The 17,126-nt window shown below is 32.7% G+C and carries 31 protein-coding genes and 1 pseudogene; all 32 read right to left on the minus strand.

All coding sequences use genetic code 11. The features are described 5' to 3' along the window. Window positions 1-57 precede the first annotated feature (57 nt). Complete coding sequence (locus FP435_RS04625; RefSeq protein ID WP_265482924.1) at window positions 58-1,161, minus strand: hypothetical protein; 1,104 nt, start codon at window positions 1,159-1,161, stop codon at window positions 58-60. Window positions 1,162-1,172: 11 nt separating this feature from the next. After that, window positions 1,173-1,649 carry a hypothetical protein gene (locus FP435_RS04630; RefSeq protein ID WP_265482925.1) on the minus strand — a complete coding sequence of 159 codons (477 nt, stop codon included), beginning with the start codon at window positions 1,647-1,649 and terminating at the stop codon, window positions 1,173-1,175. Window positions 1,650-1,814: 165 nt separating this feature from the next. Beyond that, window positions 1,815-2,093, minus strand: coding sequence for an HU family DNA-binding protein (locus FP435_RS04635; protein ID WP_265482926.1), 279 nt, complete (start codon window positions 2,091-2,093; stop codon window positions 1,815-1,817). 1,113 nt (window positions 2,094-3,206) lie between these two features. Further along, window positions 3,207-3,830: a DUF5052 family protein gene (locus FP435_RS04640; RefSeq protein WP_265482927.1), complete on the minus strand. Its 624-nt coding sequence runs from the start codon at window positions 3,828-3,830 to the stop codon at window positions 3,207-3,209. A gap of 39 nt (window positions 3,831-3,869) precedes the next feature. Next, complete coding sequence (locus tag FP435_RS04645; RefSeq protein ID WP_265482928.1) at window positions 3,870-4,994, minus strand: DNA cytosine methyltransferase; 1,125 nt, start codon at window positions 4,992-4,994, stop codon at window positions 3,870-3,872. Between the two features lie 272 nt (window positions 4,995-5,266). Continuing rightward, window positions 5,267-5,593, minus strand: a complete 327-nt coding sequence (locus FP435_RS04650; RefSeq protein WP_265482929.1) for a hypothetical protein — start codon at window positions 5,591-5,593, stop codon at window positions 5,267-5,269. Beyond that, window positions 5,583-6,038: a transcriptional regulator gene (locus tag FP435_RS04655; RefSeq protein WP_265482930.1), complete on the minus strand. Its 456-nt coding sequence runs from the start codon at window positions 6,036-6,038 to the stop codon at window positions 5,583-5,585. The genes FP435_RS04650 and FP435_RS04655 overlap by 11 nt, the downstream gene beginning before the upstream one ends. Window positions 6,039-6,457: 419 nt before the next feature. Then, a complete protein-coding gene (locus FP435_RS04660) occupies window positions 6,458-6,823 on the minus strand; it encodes a hypothetical protein (RefSeq protein WP_265482931.1) in 366 nt (121 codons plus the stop codon). After that, window positions 6,817-6,996 carry a hypothetical protein gene (locus FP435_RS04665; protein WP_265482932.1) on the minus strand — a complete coding sequence of 60 codons (180 nt, stop codon included), beginning with the start codon at window positions 6,994-6,996 and terminating at the stop codon, window positions 6,817-6,819. The genes FP435_RS04660 and FP435_RS04665 overlap by 7 nt, the downstream gene beginning before the upstream one ends. A 23-nt stretch (window positions 6,997-7,019) precedes the next feature. Continuing rightward, window positions 7,020-7,481 carry a single-stranded DNA-binding protein gene (gene ssb / locus FP435_RS04670; RefSeq protein ID WP_265482933.1) on the minus strand — a complete coding sequence of 154 codons (462 nt, stop codon included), beginning with the start codon at window positions 7,479-7,481 and terminating at the stop codon, window positions 7,020-7,022. A 187-nt stretch (window positions 7,482-7,668) separates the two neighbouring features. After that, entirely contained in the window at window positions 7,669-8,487 is an 819-nt protein-coding gene (locus tag FP435_RS04675; RefSeq protein ID WP_265482934.1) for a hypothetical protein, read from the minus strand. 2 nt (window positions 8,488-8,489) lie between these two features. Beyond that, window positions 8,490-9,026: a RusA family crossover junction endodeoxyribonuclease gene (locus tag FP435_RS04680; RefSeq protein WP_265482935.1), complete on the minus strand. Its 537-nt coding sequence runs from the start codon at window positions 9,024-9,026 to the stop codon at window positions 8,490-8,492. A 39-nt stretch (window positions 9,027-9,065) separates the two neighbouring features. Further along, a complete protein-coding gene (locus FP435_RS04685; protein WP_265482936.1) occupies window positions 9,066-9,290 on the minus strand; it encodes a hypothetical protein in 225 nt (74 codons plus the stop codon). A 213-nt stretch (window positions 9,291-9,503) separates the two neighbouring features. Next, the gene (locus FP435_RS04690) at window positions 9,504-9,707 is read right to left on the minus strand and encodes a hypothetical protein (RefSeq protein ID WP_265482937.1); all 204 of its coding nucleotides are present in this window, start codon (window positions 9,705-9,707) and stop codon (window positions 9,504-9,506) included. Continuing rightward, entirely contained in the window at window positions 9,708-9,950 is a 243-nt protein-coding gene (locus FP435_RS04695) for a hypothetical protein (protein WP_265482938.1), read from the minus strand. It lies immediately after the preceding gene. Between the two features lie 70 nt (window positions 9,951-10,020). Further along, on the minus strand, window positions 10,021-10,242 hold the full coding sequence (locus tag FP435_RS04700; RefSeq protein ID WP_265482939.1) for a hypothetical protein: 222 nt from the start codon (window positions 10,240-10,242) through the stop codon (window positions 10,021-10,023). Between the two features lie 58 nt (window positions 10,243-10,300). Then, on the minus strand, window positions 10,301-10,627 hold the full coding sequence (locus FP435_RS04705; protein WP_265482940.1) for a hypothetical protein: 327 nt from the start codon (window positions 10,625-10,627) through the stop codon (window positions 10,301-10,303). 9 nt (window positions 10,628-10,636) lie between these two features. Then, on the minus strand, window positions 10,637-10,942 hold the full coding sequence (locus FP435_RS04710) for a hypothetical protein (protein WP_265482941.1): 306 nt from the start codon (window positions 10,940-10,942) through the stop codon (window positions 10,637-10,639). A gap of 11 nt (window positions 10,943-10,953) precedes the next feature. Continuing rightward, window positions 10,954-11,091, minus strand: coding sequence for a hypothetical protein (locus tag FP435_RS04715; RefSeq protein WP_265482942.1), 138 nt, complete (start codon window positions 11,089-11,091; stop codon window positions 10,954-10,956). 228 nt (window positions 11,092-11,319) lie between these two features. Beyond that, window positions 11,320-11,529, minus strand: coding sequence for a hypothetical protein (locus FP435_RS04720; protein ID WP_265482943.1), 210 nt, complete (start codon window positions 11,527-11,529; stop codon window positions 11,320-11,322). Beyond that, complete coding sequence (locus FP435_RS04725; RefSeq protein WP_265482944.1) at window positions 11,530-11,970, minus strand: helix-turn-helix domain-containing protein; 441 nt, start codon at window positions 11,968-11,970, stop codon at window positions 11,530-11,532. A 231-nt stretch (window positions 11,971-12,201) separates the two neighbouring features. Further along, window positions 12,202-12,411 carry a hypothetical protein gene (locus FP435_RS04730; protein ID WP_265482945.1) on the minus strand — a complete coding sequence of 70 codons (210 nt, stop codon included), beginning with the start codon at window positions 12,409-12,411 and terminating at the stop codon, window positions 12,202-12,204. After that, complete coding sequence (locus tag FP435_RS04735; RefSeq protein WP_265482946.1) at window positions 12,401-12,598, minus strand: hypothetical protein; 198 nt, start codon at window positions 12,596-12,598, stop codon at window positions 12,401-12,403. The genes FP435_RS04730 and FP435_RS04735 overlap by 11 nt, the downstream gene beginning before the upstream one ends. An 83-nt stretch (window positions 12,599-12,681) precedes the next feature. Next, window positions 12,682-13,478, minus strand: a pseudogene (locus FP435_RS04740) (DNA-methyltransferase). Continuing rightward, window positions 13,468-13,848: a hypothetical protein gene (locus tag FP435_RS04745; RefSeq protein WP_265482948.1), complete on the minus strand. Its 381-nt coding sequence runs from the start codon at window positions 13,846-13,848 to the stop codon at window positions 13,468-13,470. The pseudogene FP435_RS04740 and the gene FP435_RS04745 overlap by 11 nt, the downstream one beginning before the upstream one ends. Before the next feature lie 7 nt (window positions 13,849-13,855). Next, window positions 13,856-14,017, minus strand: coding sequence for a hypothetical protein (locus tag FP435_RS04750; protein ID WP_265482949.1), 162 nt, complete (start codon window positions 14,015-14,017; stop codon window positions 13,856-13,858). Window positions 14,018-14,020: 3 nt separating this feature from the next. Next, window positions 14,021-14,338, minus strand: coding sequence for a hypothetical protein (locus FP435_RS04755; RefSeq protein WP_265482950.1), 318 nt, complete (start codon window positions 14,336-14,338; stop codon window positions 14,021-14,023). A gap of 10 nt (window positions 14,339-14,348) precedes the next feature. Next, complete coding sequence (locus tag FP435_RS04760; RefSeq protein ID WP_265482951.1) at window positions 14,349-14,759, minus strand: hypothetical protein; 411 nt, start codon at window positions 14,757-14,759, stop codon at window positions 14,349-14,351. A gap of 12 nt (window positions 14,760-14,771) precedes the next feature. Continuing rightward, the gene (locus FP435_RS04765) at window positions 14,772-15,125 is read right to left on the minus strand and encodes a hypothetical protein (protein ID WP_265482953.1); all 354 of its coding nucleotides are present in this window, start codon (window positions 15,123-15,125) and stop codon (window positions 14,772-14,774) included. 74 nt (window positions 15,126-15,199) lie between these two features. After that, window positions 15,200-15,994, minus strand: coding sequence for an ATP-binding protein (locus FP435_RS04770; RefSeq protein WP_265482954.1), 795 nt, complete (start codon window positions 15,992-15,994; stop codon window positions 15,200-15,202). A gap of 17 nt (window positions 15,995-16,011) precedes the next feature. Beyond that, window positions 16,012-16,872 (minus strand): helix-turn-helix domain-containing protein, encoded by an 861-nt coding sequence (locus tag FP435_RS04775; protein ID WP_265482955.1) that lies wholly within the window; start codon window positions 16,870-16,872, stop codon window positions 16,012-16,014. Further along, a complete protein-coding gene (locus tag FP435_RS04780) occupies window positions 16,869-17,063 on the minus strand; it encodes a hypothetical protein (RefSeq protein WP_265482957.1) in 195 nt (64 codons plus the stop codon). Before FP435_RS04780 ends, FP435_RS04775 begins: the two co-directional genes overlap by 4 nt. Window positions 17,064-17,126 lie beyond the last annotated feature (63 nt).

The raw sequence follows: 17,126 nt of genomic DNA on the forward strand, positions 1-17,126 counted from the left end.
TCGTGCTTATTATTTAAAATCCCCTAACTTTTTTTAGTTAGAGGGTTATTTTGCTTACTATTTAGTTGTCTTAAATTGTGCTTGATATGGAATAAATTTTTTGGGATATTTTTCAGCAGCACTTTCAACTTCGAATTTACTCCAACCACTCAATTTTAAATCCTTACGTACTGAATACCTTTTGTGTTGAGCAGGTAATACAGTTCTTAAATTACGGCTATAAGGAAATTTGTAAGCTTTAGAAATATCACTGCGAGACATCAAATCATCTGCAGTTATCTCAGGGTATGCTAATAAATCTTTGATTTCTTCTAACTTCCACTTAATAACTTTACTTGTTCCTTTAAGATTGCTTGGGGTTAGTTCAAAAACTTGTGTAGTTTTATGCAGCTTTAGCTGATATGTTTGTTTCCTATCTTTTTTAAGTCCATCTTTCATACCATACTTCCAAATGGTATCGTCATCACTATCAAAAAAGTAGCTTTCAAACGGCTTTGGTAGCTGAACCATGCCTTTATCTTTAATAATATTAATTCTCTTTAGAATATGTTTTACTACATCTTCTTTAAAAGCATAGTTTGCTACATAAGTATAATTTTTAACTTCTTTTTTCTCTTTAAGTTCAGGCAGTTCTACTTTTATAATGTCATCTTCTTGAATACCTAAGCCGTTATCTTTAGCTTTGCCTTTAATTAAATGTTGAACTTGTTGATTTAACTCTTCTTCTGGTACTCCTGTAAGCTCGCTTACTTGATTAAGAGTTAAAATGCTTTTTTGATTAAATAATTTAGTTTTTTCCTTCTCATCTTTTTTACCATCTTTCAGCATTTCCTTAAGTGCATCTTTAGCAATACTTCCCTGTTTTATCAATTCTTCTGGATCAGTAATGCCTTTCTTGATAAGAATAAGCACTTTTTGATAAAGAAGCTTATACTTTCTGCTAAATTCCTTAGCACTTAGAAATGTTTCCCCTTTATAAAAAATAGTATGATTGGCAGATCTAGTATTTAACCTACCCTTTTGAACTAAATCAGCTGGATTACGATGTCCACTGTGCCAACGATAGCTAACTAATCTTGCTGGAATGTCATAATCGTGTGCTAAATCTACTAATCTAAAATACTTTTTCCCTTGATATTCTAACTCTACTTTATCACTCATACTTAAGCTCTTTATGCATTTTCTACTAACATATCAATAACTTCAGATTGTGTTTTTCCTTGAGATTGTGCAATTCTAGCAATCTTTTTAGTTGTGCTTTCTTTTAAGCTAAAACTTTTAATCTTTTTTGCTTCACTTACTTCTATCTTTCCAAACTCTTTATCATAAAGTCTTTTTACAGCATCTTCTTCTAAGAAGTTCCCATCTGCATCACTGTATTCATCTGAATCATACTTATCAAAGTAAGCTTTAGCTTCATCGAACTTTAAAGGCTTAATCTTAGTTCCAGGTTGATATCCATTGTACTCCTTATTGTAACTTGCGTAAGGACTATCTGCATTGCCTTCACCATACAAAAAGTATTCTCCTGTTCGTTTCTTATATAGTCCTTCAGTAAAAAAGCTGTTGTCATTCACACTAATATATGGAGTGTAACCAACAATAAATTTAGCCTTTTCTGGGTCGTAACTTAATCCATGTAATCTCATGTTTTCATCCTCTTTCATTTATCTTATACAGTTATATTACTCATTTTTATATTAACTGTCAACAGTTTATTTAAAGTAATATATTTTAAGGGGATAAAAAATGTCCTCCATTACATCTAAATAGAGGACAAGTGCAAGAAGATAAAAGGTTTCCCTTTCTTACTATTAATCTTTTACTTTATCTTTTAAAGGTTTTCCTGGTTTAAAGGCTGGAACCTTAGTTGCTGGAATTTCCATTTCTTCTCCAGTTTGTGGATTATGTCCTTTACGTGCTGCACGTTGACGAACTTCAAATGTACCAAATCCGATCAATTGAACTTTTTTGCCATCTTTGAGTTCATTGCCAATTGTATCAAATAAAGTATCTACCACTAATCCAGTATCTTTTTTAGACATTTCAGTAATTTCTGCCACTTTATTAATTAAATCAGTCTTATTAGCCATAATTTACTCCTAATCAAAACTCTAAGTATGTTTCAATTGCTATCAATGTAGCATAACTTCACCGCTGATAGAAAAATCTTGATAACTAAGCAACTTTTACTCAATTATCAAGATTTTAACTTATTTTCTTTTAAAGGAACGTCTGCTACCACTAATTGATAGTTTATCAAAACAAGCAAAAATCTTCTATAAAACTGACGCAACAAAAAATACTTCTTTACAGTTGGTCCCCTGATTGACACATACTGAAAGAAGTAGATTTTGGCATAATAGAGGTATTCTATAAAACTAATTTACAAATTTACCTTTATAAAAACGTCCCAGCAAACAATCATATTTAACAAATGAATTAATTACAATTATAGAACGTTTTAGATGTTTTTCATGTAAAAAATTCGGTTAACATTATTTTTACAATCTTATTTTATCAAGTATTAAAACTAGTTACCAGCTTATTGACACTACTATAATACAAAAATACCCATCTAAGAATTAACCTAGATGAGCATTTCGAATTGGAGTTTTTAGCTCTGATTCAATAATATAAGAGATTTTTCAGCTGCTTCTATCACATATCAGACGCACTATCAGGAGCTACCTGATAGAACTGACATGGTTTATAAAGATAGGGCTCTAGGCTTACGTCCTAGACCTCATTTCACCCGACTGCGTACATTTCTTTGATTGGATTGTTGTATTATTTATAAAAATCAAATTCACGTAAATTGTTTTGGCAAATTTGGGCTACTTTGCAAACAAACTTGTTATAGTCCCTTTCGGTTTTCAATTGCCAAAGGGCTGTATGGAATCCTTTTTGGGTCTGCAGTAGTGACCGACTGCATTAACTAAGGCTCTCTACTGTGCGAGAATTGTAGCCCTCCACGCTTGTTTGTCAGCATCAAATATATTATCTTTCGCTTCCATCTTCCACACTACCAGTTAAATAGTCGCCTTACTCGCACTACCAAGTAAGTCTCAAAGAATTAAGCAAGTATCCCAGCTTAACGCCTTGCGTGGATTTTAAAGATGTGTCGCTGGGCGTGTTTGTCAAGCACTCATACACCAGCTTCAATTGATTTAATTGTACCATTAAAGAACATACGTTTCAATAAGTTATTTCATATTCTTAATCGTATCCATGTCATAAGTAGAGTAGTCACACCGATACACAAATACTGGGCGCTTATCAATTATAAATTTAGTTACTGACTTCATCCCTGTTTGGTGAAGTGAAATTGAATGCCCTACAAAAGTAGCAATTGGCACTCCAGTTTGTGAACGTATTAATAGAACACTATCTCTACCTGACCATTGATTTTTAAAATCTTTATAAATGCTACTCAACCAAGGAATAGAATTATCATTTATTTCTTGATTTCTAGTATCAACATTTGTATGGCTTAGTTCATCCACGTAGTTCTTTAATTCGGAATAGGCGATCATACTTGAGCCAACATGAGTTGTTCTATGAGTCCCATAATCAATATCAATTACCTTTGAAATCTGATTATTATTGCTATCAGTTTCACTCATAGTCCTGTCAGTATGGATATAAGCTTTATTTGTTTTAATTTGATCTATCTTTTTACCTTGTGCAGTATAAGTTGAAATTGTTAATGGAAGCCCCTTCGTATACTCATCTATGGTTAAACTTGCATTATCAAATAAAGTGCATCCCCCTAAGGTTAAACCTAACAATACTATTACACCAAGTATTCCTATTTTCTTTAATTTCATACTAAAATGACCTTTCTGTTCAATGACTAATCCCCCTAATTATAATTTCAATCCAATTTCTTTTATAACTGGAACAGTTACAGCATTACCTGCCTGTTTATATAATTGGCTATTACTTACACCAGCACTTTTAGCTTTTTCAAAATCTTCATCACTAAATCCCTGTAGTCTCCAGCATTCCTTTGGAGTTAGTTTTCTAATGGCAATATTATTTTCTTTTTCAATTAAGACTCCATGTTTATCTTGAGCTGTCAAAGTGAATTCAGGTTCTTCAGCATTCTTAAATCTTCTACCATTTTGGCGCTTATTTATTCTATCTGGTGTTAGTACTGGCTTAACAATGATCTTAGGCTCTCTTCCTCCGCCTTGCATAGTATTTAACGTTGGGCTTAACCCCTTTGGATCATAAACTCTTCCAGTTTGTGGATTACCACCAAATGAACTTGTATCTTTAATATTTTCTACTTGTTTAACCATTACTTTTACAGGGCGCTTATAATCAGTAGCTGTTAGTGTCGGACTAATACCCTCGTTTGAGTACACGATATTTGATTGATGCCTCTTATCACTATAATTACCTAAGACTTTAGGTCTTTGAGTAATTCTTTTACCTTGTCTTGTGATAGGAAATACTTTTCTGGTACTTGCTGCTCTAAGATGTCCGATAATATAGACACGTTCTCGGTTCTGAGGGACGACATCTGAAGAGTTGATAACTGACCATTCGACATCATACCCGACTTTGTCCATTTCAATGAGAACCCGTCCAAAGTCTCGTCCTCCATTGCTTGAAAGCAGAGCTTTAACATTTTCCATGAAGAGATATTTAGGTAGCGTCTTCTTGTTTTTAGTCCGTTCTTGAAGGCATCTGATAACCTCAAAGAACATGCTTGATTGTTTACCATTAACTAAGCCTTTCTGTTTACCAGCAATGCTGATATCAGTACAAGGCGAACCAAATGTCCAAATATCAGCCTTAGGTAAATCTACTCCACAAACATCTTTAACATCAGTTGCTGTAAATTCACCTTTGGTGTCATAAATTGCTTGATAGCTTTTTCTTGCGTATTTATCCCATTCGATAAATCCTACACACTTGTGTCCTGCTAATTCAAGTCCCTTTCTAAATCCACCAATACCAGCAAAAAAATCAATAAATTTCATTGCAATTATTCCTTAAGTAAAATAATAAAAAGCACTATTGTTACTATTACTAATAACAATAGTCCTACTTTTTCAAACCAATAAAATTGCACTAATCTTACTTTTCTACTCTACTTTTTTAAATTCTCAAAAAAACTAGAAAAAACGCCAATAATAAAAGATAGTACTGTTCCTAATACCTTAAATCCAAAATATACTGCCCAAATATTGAGCATAACTACTGTAAAAGGCCATAAACTTGTTAACCAGCTCATAGTAAGCCCCTTTCTTATTTAATCTTCTACTTTCATCAAGTATCCATGAGTATCAACAGTTACTAAGTATGGTTTAACTACAAACGAAGTAACCCTATTTAAAAATGTTGCTTTATTTGCATCTATCACTCTGTATAATTCATTTTCTGGATCTAAAAGTTCAACTACCTGTCCCATAATTGCAATATTTGAATCAATAGAAGTAAAGCTAATTGTTCCCTCTGCCTTTGTTGGTAAAACTCCTGCAAAAATTGCATTAAGGCTCTCTTGTTCCATTAAAATTCGAGTTGGATTTTCTTCACCTTCAATATGTAATCCTACTAATGCATATTTTTTATTTTCCATCTTTGAAATCCTCCATTAATCCTAAATGTAAAGTATTAGCGATATTTTCTAAAAATTCATCAAGCATGCGATAAGCGTTTGATGATGATGTATTTATTTTATGGGCTCGACTTAGTGCTTCAATAGAGCCATATCTTCTTAAAGACTTCTTTTTAAAATAAAGTTCTTCACAGATTGTTTTTACCGTTACATTTGCTTCATCGTAACACTCTCTAATCGCCTCATGTTGAATGCGCAAATTATTTAGTCGTTCATCTTCATCAATAGTAATTAACATTGTTAAAACTGGGTTAGTGAACTTATTTTTTGCCCGTCCACCACCAACATTTTCATCAATTTGTTGCAAGGGATGTTGGAGCTGGTAACGTCTGCGAGCTACATAGTCATCATACCTACCATAATCGTATAAGAGTGACTTAACATAGCGCTTCGTTTCTTTTTTCAAACAAGTGTTCCTTTCTACACAAAAGAAAAAAGCAAGTTATTAATTAACTCACTTCTAGAAGATATTAGTTTATTTTTTAGAAAACTAGAAGTTACATAAATAAATGAAGAAAAGAATTTTATTAAAATAATATTTTATCTTCTAGTTTTCTTTAAGTGGAGCTAGGGAATCGAACCCTAAACTTTGTAAAGGCGGTGCTCAAGTTCGTAAAAGCAACCCAAAGTTCCTGCATCTCCACAACGGGCGCTATTAGTTAAAAACTAAATCACGGCGGCCCTAGCAAAATCCGACTTATACTGGTCTTTTGAATACGCGGAAAATCTTGAGACTAGCATAACTCTTTGCATTAATTTCAACTAATTAAATTTTATCATGATTTTCCCAAAACATCATTTTTACTGACACTACAGAAAAGATGTTTAAACAAAGTACTTTTTAAACTTTCGATAATCGGCGCTATCCTTTTTAAGCGTTATACTACCCTTTTTAGCAATTACTTTTGAACCAAGTGGGATTTCATACCAATGCCAGTTATATTTATTTAATTTCCACATAGTTTTTCGGTGAATTATATCACTAGCATTCAGATTATTATTACTACACCATCTTTCAAAATCAGCTTTTGTTAAGAAGTAATATTCTTCTTTATGTTCAGGAATTTGGCTAAATAATTTAAATCTAAATCTTGGTGGCTTAGGCAACTTAGAACCAATAGTACGAACCCAAGACTGGCTTTTACCTAAGGTATCTGCTATTTCTTTTGATGGGTATCCTAGCATTAGCATTTCAGTTGCCCGTTCCCTTTTTTATCCTTTTCATTGCTTTTATTACAAAGCTCTCTTAGTTCCAACACTAAAGATTGTGGTGCTTCAATTAGTGAATCATTGTATTTTCTCATAATGATATCCAGAATTTCTGTAATTCTCGTTCTATCATTATTTTTATCAGTAGCAAGCAAAATTATATCCCCCTAAATTCATACTAAAATGGCAAATCGTCACCAGAAATATCTACTTGCCCATTAGTGTTTGTGAAAGGATCAATTGGCTCCTTTTGAGTTTGCATCGGTTGAGAAGAGTTGCTTTCACCATTAGAACTGTTATTAGTTCTATTTTCACGTTCTTTGCGAGATTCTAAAAATGTAAATTCACTTACTAGCACTTCGGTAACAAACACCTTTTTGCCGTCTTTATCATCATAATTACGTGTCTGAATGCTCCCAACAATTCCTACTAAAGATCCCTTAGAGGTATAATTGCAAAATGTCTCTGCAGCTTTACGCCACAAAACGCAATTAATAAAGTCTGCTTTTCTATTACCTTGTTGATCTACATAATTTCTTTCTACTGCTAGCGTAAACATTGCTACATAATTTCCACTACCTGTAGTTCTTAATTCTGGATCTTTAGTTAATCTTCCTACTAATGTTACATTATTAATCATCTATTTTTTCTACCTTTCGCTATAGTCTCTCAGTACTAATTTTGATATGGGCTTTATCTATTTCTAATAGAACCTGTTCAGGAAATATGCTTTCATGTCCTAACTGATGCATTACATTTTTATTTCATGTTGCAATTTGGCATCTTCGATAATATAAGTTTCTTTATCATAACTTTTAGAAAGTTCTTTAATCTTTACCATCTAATCCCTTCAATCCCTCTATTTTTCCTTTCTCCATCAAGTTTTTAATTGATAGGATAGAATATCCTGCTAAATCCAAAAGGCTGTCTAACAAGCTCTCATCATTTTCTGTAGTCTTATTATTCTTAATAAGGTGTTCAATGCGACCGTATTTATCATGAAGTCTAATACCGATATTTGCATATCCAAAAATTTCCATATCTTTATCAAAAGAATTACCATAGGCTAAATTTTTCTTAGTTAAAGTTTCAGCTAAAAAATCAGTATATTTTTTAAAACCTTCCATAATTTCTGCTTTATGGGCGCTTTTACCTACATCTGACATTTTTTCTTTGATATTTGATTCAGGATTTTTATTTGACATCTTATTAGTGCTTTCTTTAACTTCTTTTTGAATTGTTCCCTTAAGTTGATCCATCATTTCAAACAAACATTTAGTTACCAATGGATACTCTCTTTGACAATGCTTAAGGTTGGTCATCCATACCCATTTATTTAAAATATCTACCATTATGTGTATATTACCCCCTAATGGTTTGGTATAAAATAATTCTTTTGCATCTCTGGCCAAGTATTTATACCCTAATTTAGCATCTTCACCAAATATTTCGGTAATCACATCATGAATTACAGAGTAAGTAAATTTATCAACAATGCTATGTTTTTCATTCTGATATTTATCTAAGTGATAACAATAATCTAATATATCTGTTAAAAAGTATTCCTCAAATACTCGAAATTTACCATTATGTTTAAAATAATTTCCAATCTTTTCTTTATATTTATGTTCAGTAATATAATTCATACTTAATTATTTTCCTCTCTTTGTTTTAATAAATTAATTATGTAATCTTGTAGTTCACTACCCCACGTGATCGTTATTTCTAAACGTGGAGTAGTTGAATATACTTTTAGTAAATTGTTCTTTACTACCAAGGCATCATCTTTATAGATACCCTCACTAAAGATTTCATAAATTCGCTTATAAGGATTTCTTCGTTTATCTGGATTTAATCCATCTAGCGCTGCTTTATCAATATTATCAATGTCTGGTTTCTTAGTAGGTAATGTTTGTCCTTGCAAGCAGCTTTCAGTCTTTCTTTTAGAATAAGATTTAGGTATTTGATAATAAGCTACAATATCAACTCCAACTGGTTCATCTAGCATTTTTATTTCTAAATTATTGGCATTCAGATATTCTTCATAAGCATCCCTACCAATTTGGCGGATTCTCGCCTCATACCAATGATCTTCTGGAGTAGTATATGTAGCACCAGTTCTTTTGTTATGTCTTGGTCTTGCTTTTCCTCGTGGAGGTTCTGGAATAGTAAAACTAAATTTCATTACTTATGCTATTACTTCCTTTACTTCAATTTTTTAATATTATTCAGTCATTGAAAACAACTTTATAAAATACTCTTTTAATAATTTCTCTAATAAGGCTTGTTCCTTTTCTGCTAACATTGATTTATTGTTATAACACCATTTGTTCAAATCAAATACAGTCTCTTTAGATTCAGTTCCATCATTAAACTTTACTAAATTCCCTTTAACACTTAATTTTGGATTTATTGAGTGTAATCTTTCATTTAATTGTTCCTTAGTCATACTCACCGTTCCTTTTTATATTTGTTTCAGTTTTTAATATTAATTATTTCCACACTTCAAGCATTTTTGACAATATTTCTGATACTACTAAAAAAATTGCTGCTAAAACCCAATAAATACTAAATAGAGTTAGCATTTTATTTCTACTCTTTATGGCAAATATTAAGCAACCTAAGGAGCCCATATAAACTAATTGAGCTACGATAAAATTTATCATTCAACTTCCTCTTCCTTGTAATACAAAATATTGCCCACTGGAACTAAATATTTTACAGCTTTAGGGTATTTACTGACTATTTCAGCAAAGCGTTTCTCGTCAGTTATTTTGTTAATAAGTTCTTTTTCTACACGGTCCAGAGATGCATCAACATAGATTTTTTCTCCATTAACAAGTTTTAATAATGTTATCTTTTTCATTCACTTTACCTCCTGCTTGATAATATCTGCACCTACTTCATTCCCTGTAAATTTTCTAGAGTGAATGCCACGAAGATAGCCACTAAGGCGATCAATCATCTTTGTACCATCTTCGCTTAAGTATCTGATATAAGTAACATGCCCATTGCTGGCGAGTGCCATTTTTCTGCCATACATAGAAGCACCTTTGATCTCTTTTACTTGCTTACTTGGAGCTTCACAATTAACCTCAATACTTTTCATTGTTTCTTCAATAAAAGGCTTTTTTTTTCAAACTCTTTACGTTCTTTTTCGCTTTTTGTGTCAGGCATGGTTAATGCTCCTTAATAAATAAATCTCCAAATTCCTTGAAATTATTTAAAAATTGTACTAACTTCTCCCCTTCTAAAGTAAGGTCTCCAGCTAATTTTAAAGAAAATAGTACTGACTCACTATCAAGGTCTTCGATAATAGATAATTTTTTTAATGCCTCTTCTGCCTCGTCATATTCTTTATTCATGATTGCCTTTAAAAAAGTTACTTCATAACTTTCCATGCTTACACCTCTCTGGCTTCTAATTCCACTTTTTCAATAATTTCCATGCTCAATCCTCCTAAATATCTTTAAGCATGTCATGTAGCATACTTCTAAATTCTGGATCATCAACATTTGTTTCATCAATTTCTCCAGCCCAAATCCATCCGGCTTCCTTAATTAGTTTGTAAGCAATCTCTTCAGCGCTAGCTTTTTCCATATCATCAACTGCTGGTTCCTTGTTAGCTTTTAATGCAAGATATTCCTCAGCATCTGAATTGTCTACCCCTAAGTCATCAAATACGGTCTGCCCTAGAAAAGCTTTATATCTAGCTTTATTAGCCGTTTCTGCAAAAGAAATTGTTGAATATTCACTTTCATCAAAATATACTCTATATGCTTTCATGTTTAGTACCTATACCTCCCCACTAACCCTGTCCACTACTATGTGGGCATCAACCACTTTAACGCTGTCATAATTACGTTTTAAATTGGCAATCATTTCAGAAATAGATGGATAGATTATATCCCATCCTATTTCTTCAATATCATCTTCCTCATGTAAGATATCCAATTCAAAATTACCATCTGAATCTTTAGTTGCTGAAACTCTATAAAGATCAAATTTTTTATCTGGAATATGGTCTTCACACATCAAAATGGTTCCATAACCAATTTTCTTTTTAAAATTTTTATCCTCTTCTTTAAATACAACTTCCATTGCTAGTCCTCCTAATCTTCATAAATTGGAAATGTAACTTTCTTTAATGCGTTTAATCCAAGAACATCTTCTTTAGTCTCATGTCGCTTTCCGTCTTTATCTACATAAAAGTAAACTCTACGGCGGTTATCCCAGCTCCACTGTTTCAATTTAATTTTTCTCCTTATTTAATTCACGTCCACACATAGGACAATATAGGATATCAGCTGAAAAGCTTACATCTTCTCCATACGTCGTGGATCTTATGTAGGTTCCTCCTGAATCTTGAATCAAGCATGAGGCATACCCCATTACATCCTTCCAAATTTTTCCTAGGTCATCTTCATCAAAATTGCAGTACTCACATTTTTTCATAATTAGACTCCCTTAAATCCTTGTTACTCCTCAATTTTGCCGTGTAAATCCATATCTATACTTATCATAATTTTTTCTTGATAGCCGCATTCTTCACATTGAACCTCATCATCAATTGCATAATCCTCTAAAAATTCAATTGTCTTGTCCTTAATGAGTTCATGTATATCATCTTCAATGTATACTCCAGCGCCACACTTCGGGCACTTCCAATCTTCAGCATATAAATACATTTAATTTTCCTCCTTGTATAAAATTCCGCATACAAACATAACGCCAGCTTTATCTGCATTTCTTTCAAAAGAGATACTTTCAATTTGCTTATCATGAATAAATTGATTAACTCTGTTCTCAAAATCAGTTTCAATACTAATGTCAGCGTTTAATATGTCAAAATTTGAGTAATACTTTTGAATTATCTTGAATTTATAGTTTGATACATTACGAGAATTATTAGAGTTATATCGGGCAGTTACTGCTGACAAATCTACTGGGTCTTTTAAATCTTCTACCGCTACATTAAAATAATTTGCTAATTTCTGCAGTGTAGTTGGTTTAGGCTTGCTTTTACCATGTTCGTATGCCGATAACAAACTATTACTTATACCAACAGCATTAGCTACCTCTTTTTGCGTTTTGTTCTTTTCTAATCTTAAATTTTGAATTGCACTCATAATTTTCTCCCACACTTGAAACAAAAGTCGATTTTCTGAGAGAACTCTATATTCAAAGGTTCTCCAATACTTACAATTAGTCCCTCTTCTGAATCAATATAAACGAAGACCTCTTCTGATTCGATTAGTGTTTCGTACGGTTTATGACAGTACTTACACGAATCCTGCTCATATTTAATTAAAAAATCTTGTGCTTCCATAGTTTCCTCCTAAAATTTTAATTTTATTTATTCAATTTTCTCCCACACATAGGACAATAATTAATAAAAAATATTCTTCAATTTCATAATTAAAAGGGTCGTAGTCAATTTCCAATCTATTTTCACGAACATCAACCACCAAACTTATTACATCCCCTGTAAAGTCTCTAAAATCTCTCTGCAAAAGTGCATTACGCCCGTGACAGTACGGACAATTTCTTTGTTTAGACTTATTTAGCAATTTTTATACCTCCAAGCCATCTAATAATTTCTTTTTCAGTAACTCCATTCATAATATGTCGACCAGTTGGCGAAATCACATCAAAGAATTCATCCCTCTCAAATAGGGTGATATTTGATACAGGTACAAACTGATAGCCTTTTTCAATTAATTTTCTTTTTTTATCCTCTTCTTGCTTACTCAACATATTTTTCTATCTCCATATAATCTCTTAATAATTAGGATCAGGGCATTAAGTTAAGTACTCCTAAACTCCCCATTAGTTTGTCCTTATAACAAACTTAATTCTGCATGTTTAAGCATCACAGCTTTAGCTTTTTCATAGATTGCTCTTTCAACTTCAAAACCATAAGCAAAGCATTACGTTTAAGCTCTGCAGCCGCTCTTAAAGTTGAACCACTTCCCGCTGTTGGATCAATTACTACATCACCTTCATCAGTAAAAATTTCAATCAATCTTTTTAATAATGGAATAGGTTTTTGCGTTGGATGAATTTTGGGATAACCTGGGTCAACGTCCCAATTCATATGATCTAAAATCATGCGCCCATTATTATTAAATTTTGGCAGCTTGTCACGATAAAGCACTAATGCAAATTCAGTTGCACCCACAATTCTCATATTAGCTTTTAATACTTGTGAGCTCGTCTTTTTAGTAAAAACTAATGGAAATGCATGTTTAAATCCTTCTTTCTTAGCTTGCTCAATTAGCATTGGAATTTGTTGCCAAGAACAAAATACAATCATTGCTGGGGCCTTACCTGTTTCTTTTGGTTCTTTAATCAGAAGCTTTCTAGCAAACTTCATAAAGTTAATCACATTAAAACTTTCATCACGGTTAAAGAAATTTGTTCCTGCTTTATCACTCTGCCCTTGCTCAATTTCTCCACCTTTGTACCACATAGGATTTGATGCATAAGCATTCTTACCAATGTTATACGGAATATCAGCAATGATTAATTGTGCCTTTGGTATTCCATAACGTTTAAAATTTTCAAAGTTGTCACAGTAAAGCTCACACTTTAAATTTTCTAATTTTTTATAGTTTATTTCTTCGTTACTTAGCATTTGTTTCATCTCCATATAATCTATTAATAATTAAAATTAGATCATTAAGTGAAGTACTAACTAAACTTCTCCACGTTTTTCCATCAAGCACTACAATGCTAATTCCCACACAATACAAGTTATAGCTGGTGTATCCACAGTCATCGAAAACTCCTTTTTTCTTATCAAATATCACCTCTAGTGAATCATTAAAGGGATCCATTAATTCTAGATTAGTTCCTGCTATTAACTGGATAGTGTCTTTATTAATCCATCTGCATTCTAAGGCACCATACTTATCATTAAATTTATACGGTATATATTTAATTGTTTCTGGTGACATACTTGCTAACTCACGTCTAACCATTTGATCTTGTTTTGATAGTTCCATATTTACCTCATATTTTGCTTACTGCCCAAATTAAAGCAATGATAAAAATTACTACGCCAACAATCGCCACCACTTTACTAATTTTGTTAAAAGCTTCTTGTCCAACTACTGCTTCAATGGCAAAACCAGCTAGTGCGACTACTAAAATAAAAATTATTGTTCCTTTCATGTTTTATGCCATTCCTATCGTTGTAGCGTATTGACGCCAGCCATCAACATCTGTTCGATAAATATAACCATTCAAGTAAAAATCAACTTGTACATAAATTGTTTGTCCTGGATAAGTTTTCCCTAGATAACACAGTTCTACCATCTTAGAAATTTGACCTAGAGTTATTTGCCCTTCGGAAGTATAAATTTCAATTTCTTTTTTATCTGTTAGAAAATTACCTTTTTGTGGATTATCCACATAGATATGTGTACTTACTGTTGCAAACTCATCATTTAATGGAATTACAGTATCGTTCCCTTTGAATTCAATGCGGTTCATTTATAATCTCCTACTCTTGAACAATTATTATTACATTGGTCTTATATTCACCAGTTTTACTTCTAGAGACTCTGCTATAAAAGGAACCTGGTGATATATTATGTTTTTTAGTTAGTTCCTCTGCCGTACCAACATCAACAAATTTATCCCCATGATAAATTGCATAAATTCTTTTATCGGCTAGTGCTCTCTTGCTTTCTTTAGTTCGAAGATTGCTACGATTTTCTAGTCTTGAAAGCTTTTCTTCCGACAATTCACTTTCCAAAAATATGTGTTTAAATCTGGTTTTACCTGCTTTAGTACGTGCATATTGGTTATAAACTCTGTTAAGAGTACTATTTAAAGCTTTAGCAATTTCATCAGCTGTACCTCTTGCTATAATTTTGTTTTCTTCAACAAAAACATATATTTTTCTTTCCATAATCGTGTTTTACTATGATTCTCTACCCTCTTCATTTAATTGTTTTGCTAAATCTTCACACGCCTTAGCTACATCTTGCTCCGTGTAATCTTCCGTAAAGTAGTGCGCGGTATCAAACCCTACAAACTTGCCTTCAATGCCATATCTTTCCAAATCTCCTTCATATGTAATCCCCCCCGGTGCAATTAAATCTGATTCTTGTTCTTCTGTCAGGTACTTCCTAACTTGAACATATCCGCAATACCATGACCATGCCCTAAAATCAAATTTTTCTTCAATTTGTTTTATTTCTTCTGGTACTCCAGCATGAACAATCGCAATTTTCCTACCATGCTTTTCATATTCTTTTATTACTTTAAAGTCCATAATTTTTCTCCTTATTTAAGTTATCTAGTGTTGCCTTATTCTTTATCTTGCCCAACTACTAGAGAATTTAATAATTACCACCGCTTATCCTCAATACCTGCAAAATCAAATAGAAAGCCTTTTGAGCCAGCTCTTAATCTACTAACTATCTTTGGGTTATAAGTTTGTAGTAATTGATCTTGCGTAAGATTAGTCGTAGTGATGATTCGTTTTTGAGAACTAGTAATGTCATAAAGAAAAGTTTGCCAAAAGTTACTTGCTTCGCTTCCACTTCTCATTGCTGACTCACTGCCTAAGTCATCTAAAACCACTAAATCAGCATCGTTAATGATTTGGGTAGCAATTTTCTTACTCCACCCATCTTGTTCATTTCCGATGTAATCTTTTAACTTTTGATATAGACGGTTAGTATTTAGAAATAAACACTTTTGTGGTGGCTCTGCATTGTCATTAATTGCATTTAGAATCCCCATTGCTAAATGTGTTTTTCCGGCCCCTGGAGTGCCGTAAAAGATGGTACACATTTTTAAATCTGGTTTCTTTAAATAAATTCCTGCTAATTGACGTGAATTATTCCATAATTTAGCTTCTTTTGTGCCCTCTGTGGCTTTAAAATTGCTAAAGGTGCAATCATACTCTTCACTATCTTCTACCAAGCTATAGCGCCTTAAATAGCCTTTTGATTTATCTGCTAAAAAATCATTGACCATTTCATTTTCTTTTCTTTCTACCTTTTCTTGTTGGCATTTAGTGCACATTGTATTGCCATCAGGTAGCTTAATTAAATTGGTATCTGGATGTTTAGAACAATACTTTGGCAATTTAACGAACAGTTTAGAAATACTTGTAAAGGTGTCTATTTTTTCCATTCTCAATCCTTTCTAGCCTAGAACGGCAAATCATCATCTTTGATATCTTTAAAGCTATCATCGCTCACTAAGCCATCTGTTACTCCAGAACTCCAATTACTTGGATTAGTTCTAGTATTTGTTTCAGTACTATAATCATCTTCAAAGCGTCCATTAAACCAAGTAGATCCATTAAGGATATATTGCTGTGGTGTTCTATCATTTTGAATTTGATTTAAGTAAGCTTTTAATCTCGATAGCATAAACTCTTTTGTATTCTTAACAGATTTCTTTCTCCAAGCTTTATAGTGATTTAATGCTTGCTTCTTACCTTTCTTCTTTGGATATAGTTTCCATAATTCTTCGAATTCTTTTTCAATTAATTCTGTTTTAGAAGGGTGTGCATCGCTAGATGCACTATATTTCTTTTCTTCTGTTCTTTTATACTGTTCTCTTATTATGTTCTCTTTAGTACGCACCGATGCGGAGGGGTATGCGCGCCCGTGCGGATAGGGGGTACGCACCGGTGCAGAGGGGGTATCCGCATCTGTGCGGAGGGGGTGTTCAATTCCACCAAATAAACTTAAGTGCTTAAGTGCCTCTCCAGCTTGTATCTTCCTACCTATAATTTCTTTAGATCCATCATTTTTATAAACGTTTTCTCTTACAATTAATTCTTTTTCTTCAAGCATTGAAAGATACCGACCGATGGTTGCTTTATCACAATCTAGCCTTCTACTTAATTCACCGTTACTCATAAAGAACTTTCCTGTAGTATTGAGCATTGAGATAATCTCACCCATTAATAAAATTGATTTAGGTTTCTTTAATAAGTCCTTATCTCGTGCAATTGCTACTGGAATATTAAGGAAAATTCTACTTCCACCAAACTCACTCATTTAATACCTCCTTGTAAAAAGACATCTAATAAGATAACCGCTACTCCTAATCCACAAGACATTCCTGTCATTGCGGTAGCAATGGTATAGTACTTAAGTGAATCTCTTTTCTCACTTAAATTTGCAAAAGCAATTCCTACTATCGCTAATAAAAAGCCAATTCCTGTTTGAATAAATACTAATTTTGCCATATGTTTTCTCCTTATAAAGCTTTAGCTAGCAATATAAGCAATACTGCTATAACCAAGCCTATT

Origin of the sequence: Lactobacillus sp. PV037, from assembly GCF_014522345.1 — a bacterium.
Lineage (GTDB): Bacteria > Bacillota > Bacilli > Lactobacillales > Lactobacillaceae > Lactobacillus.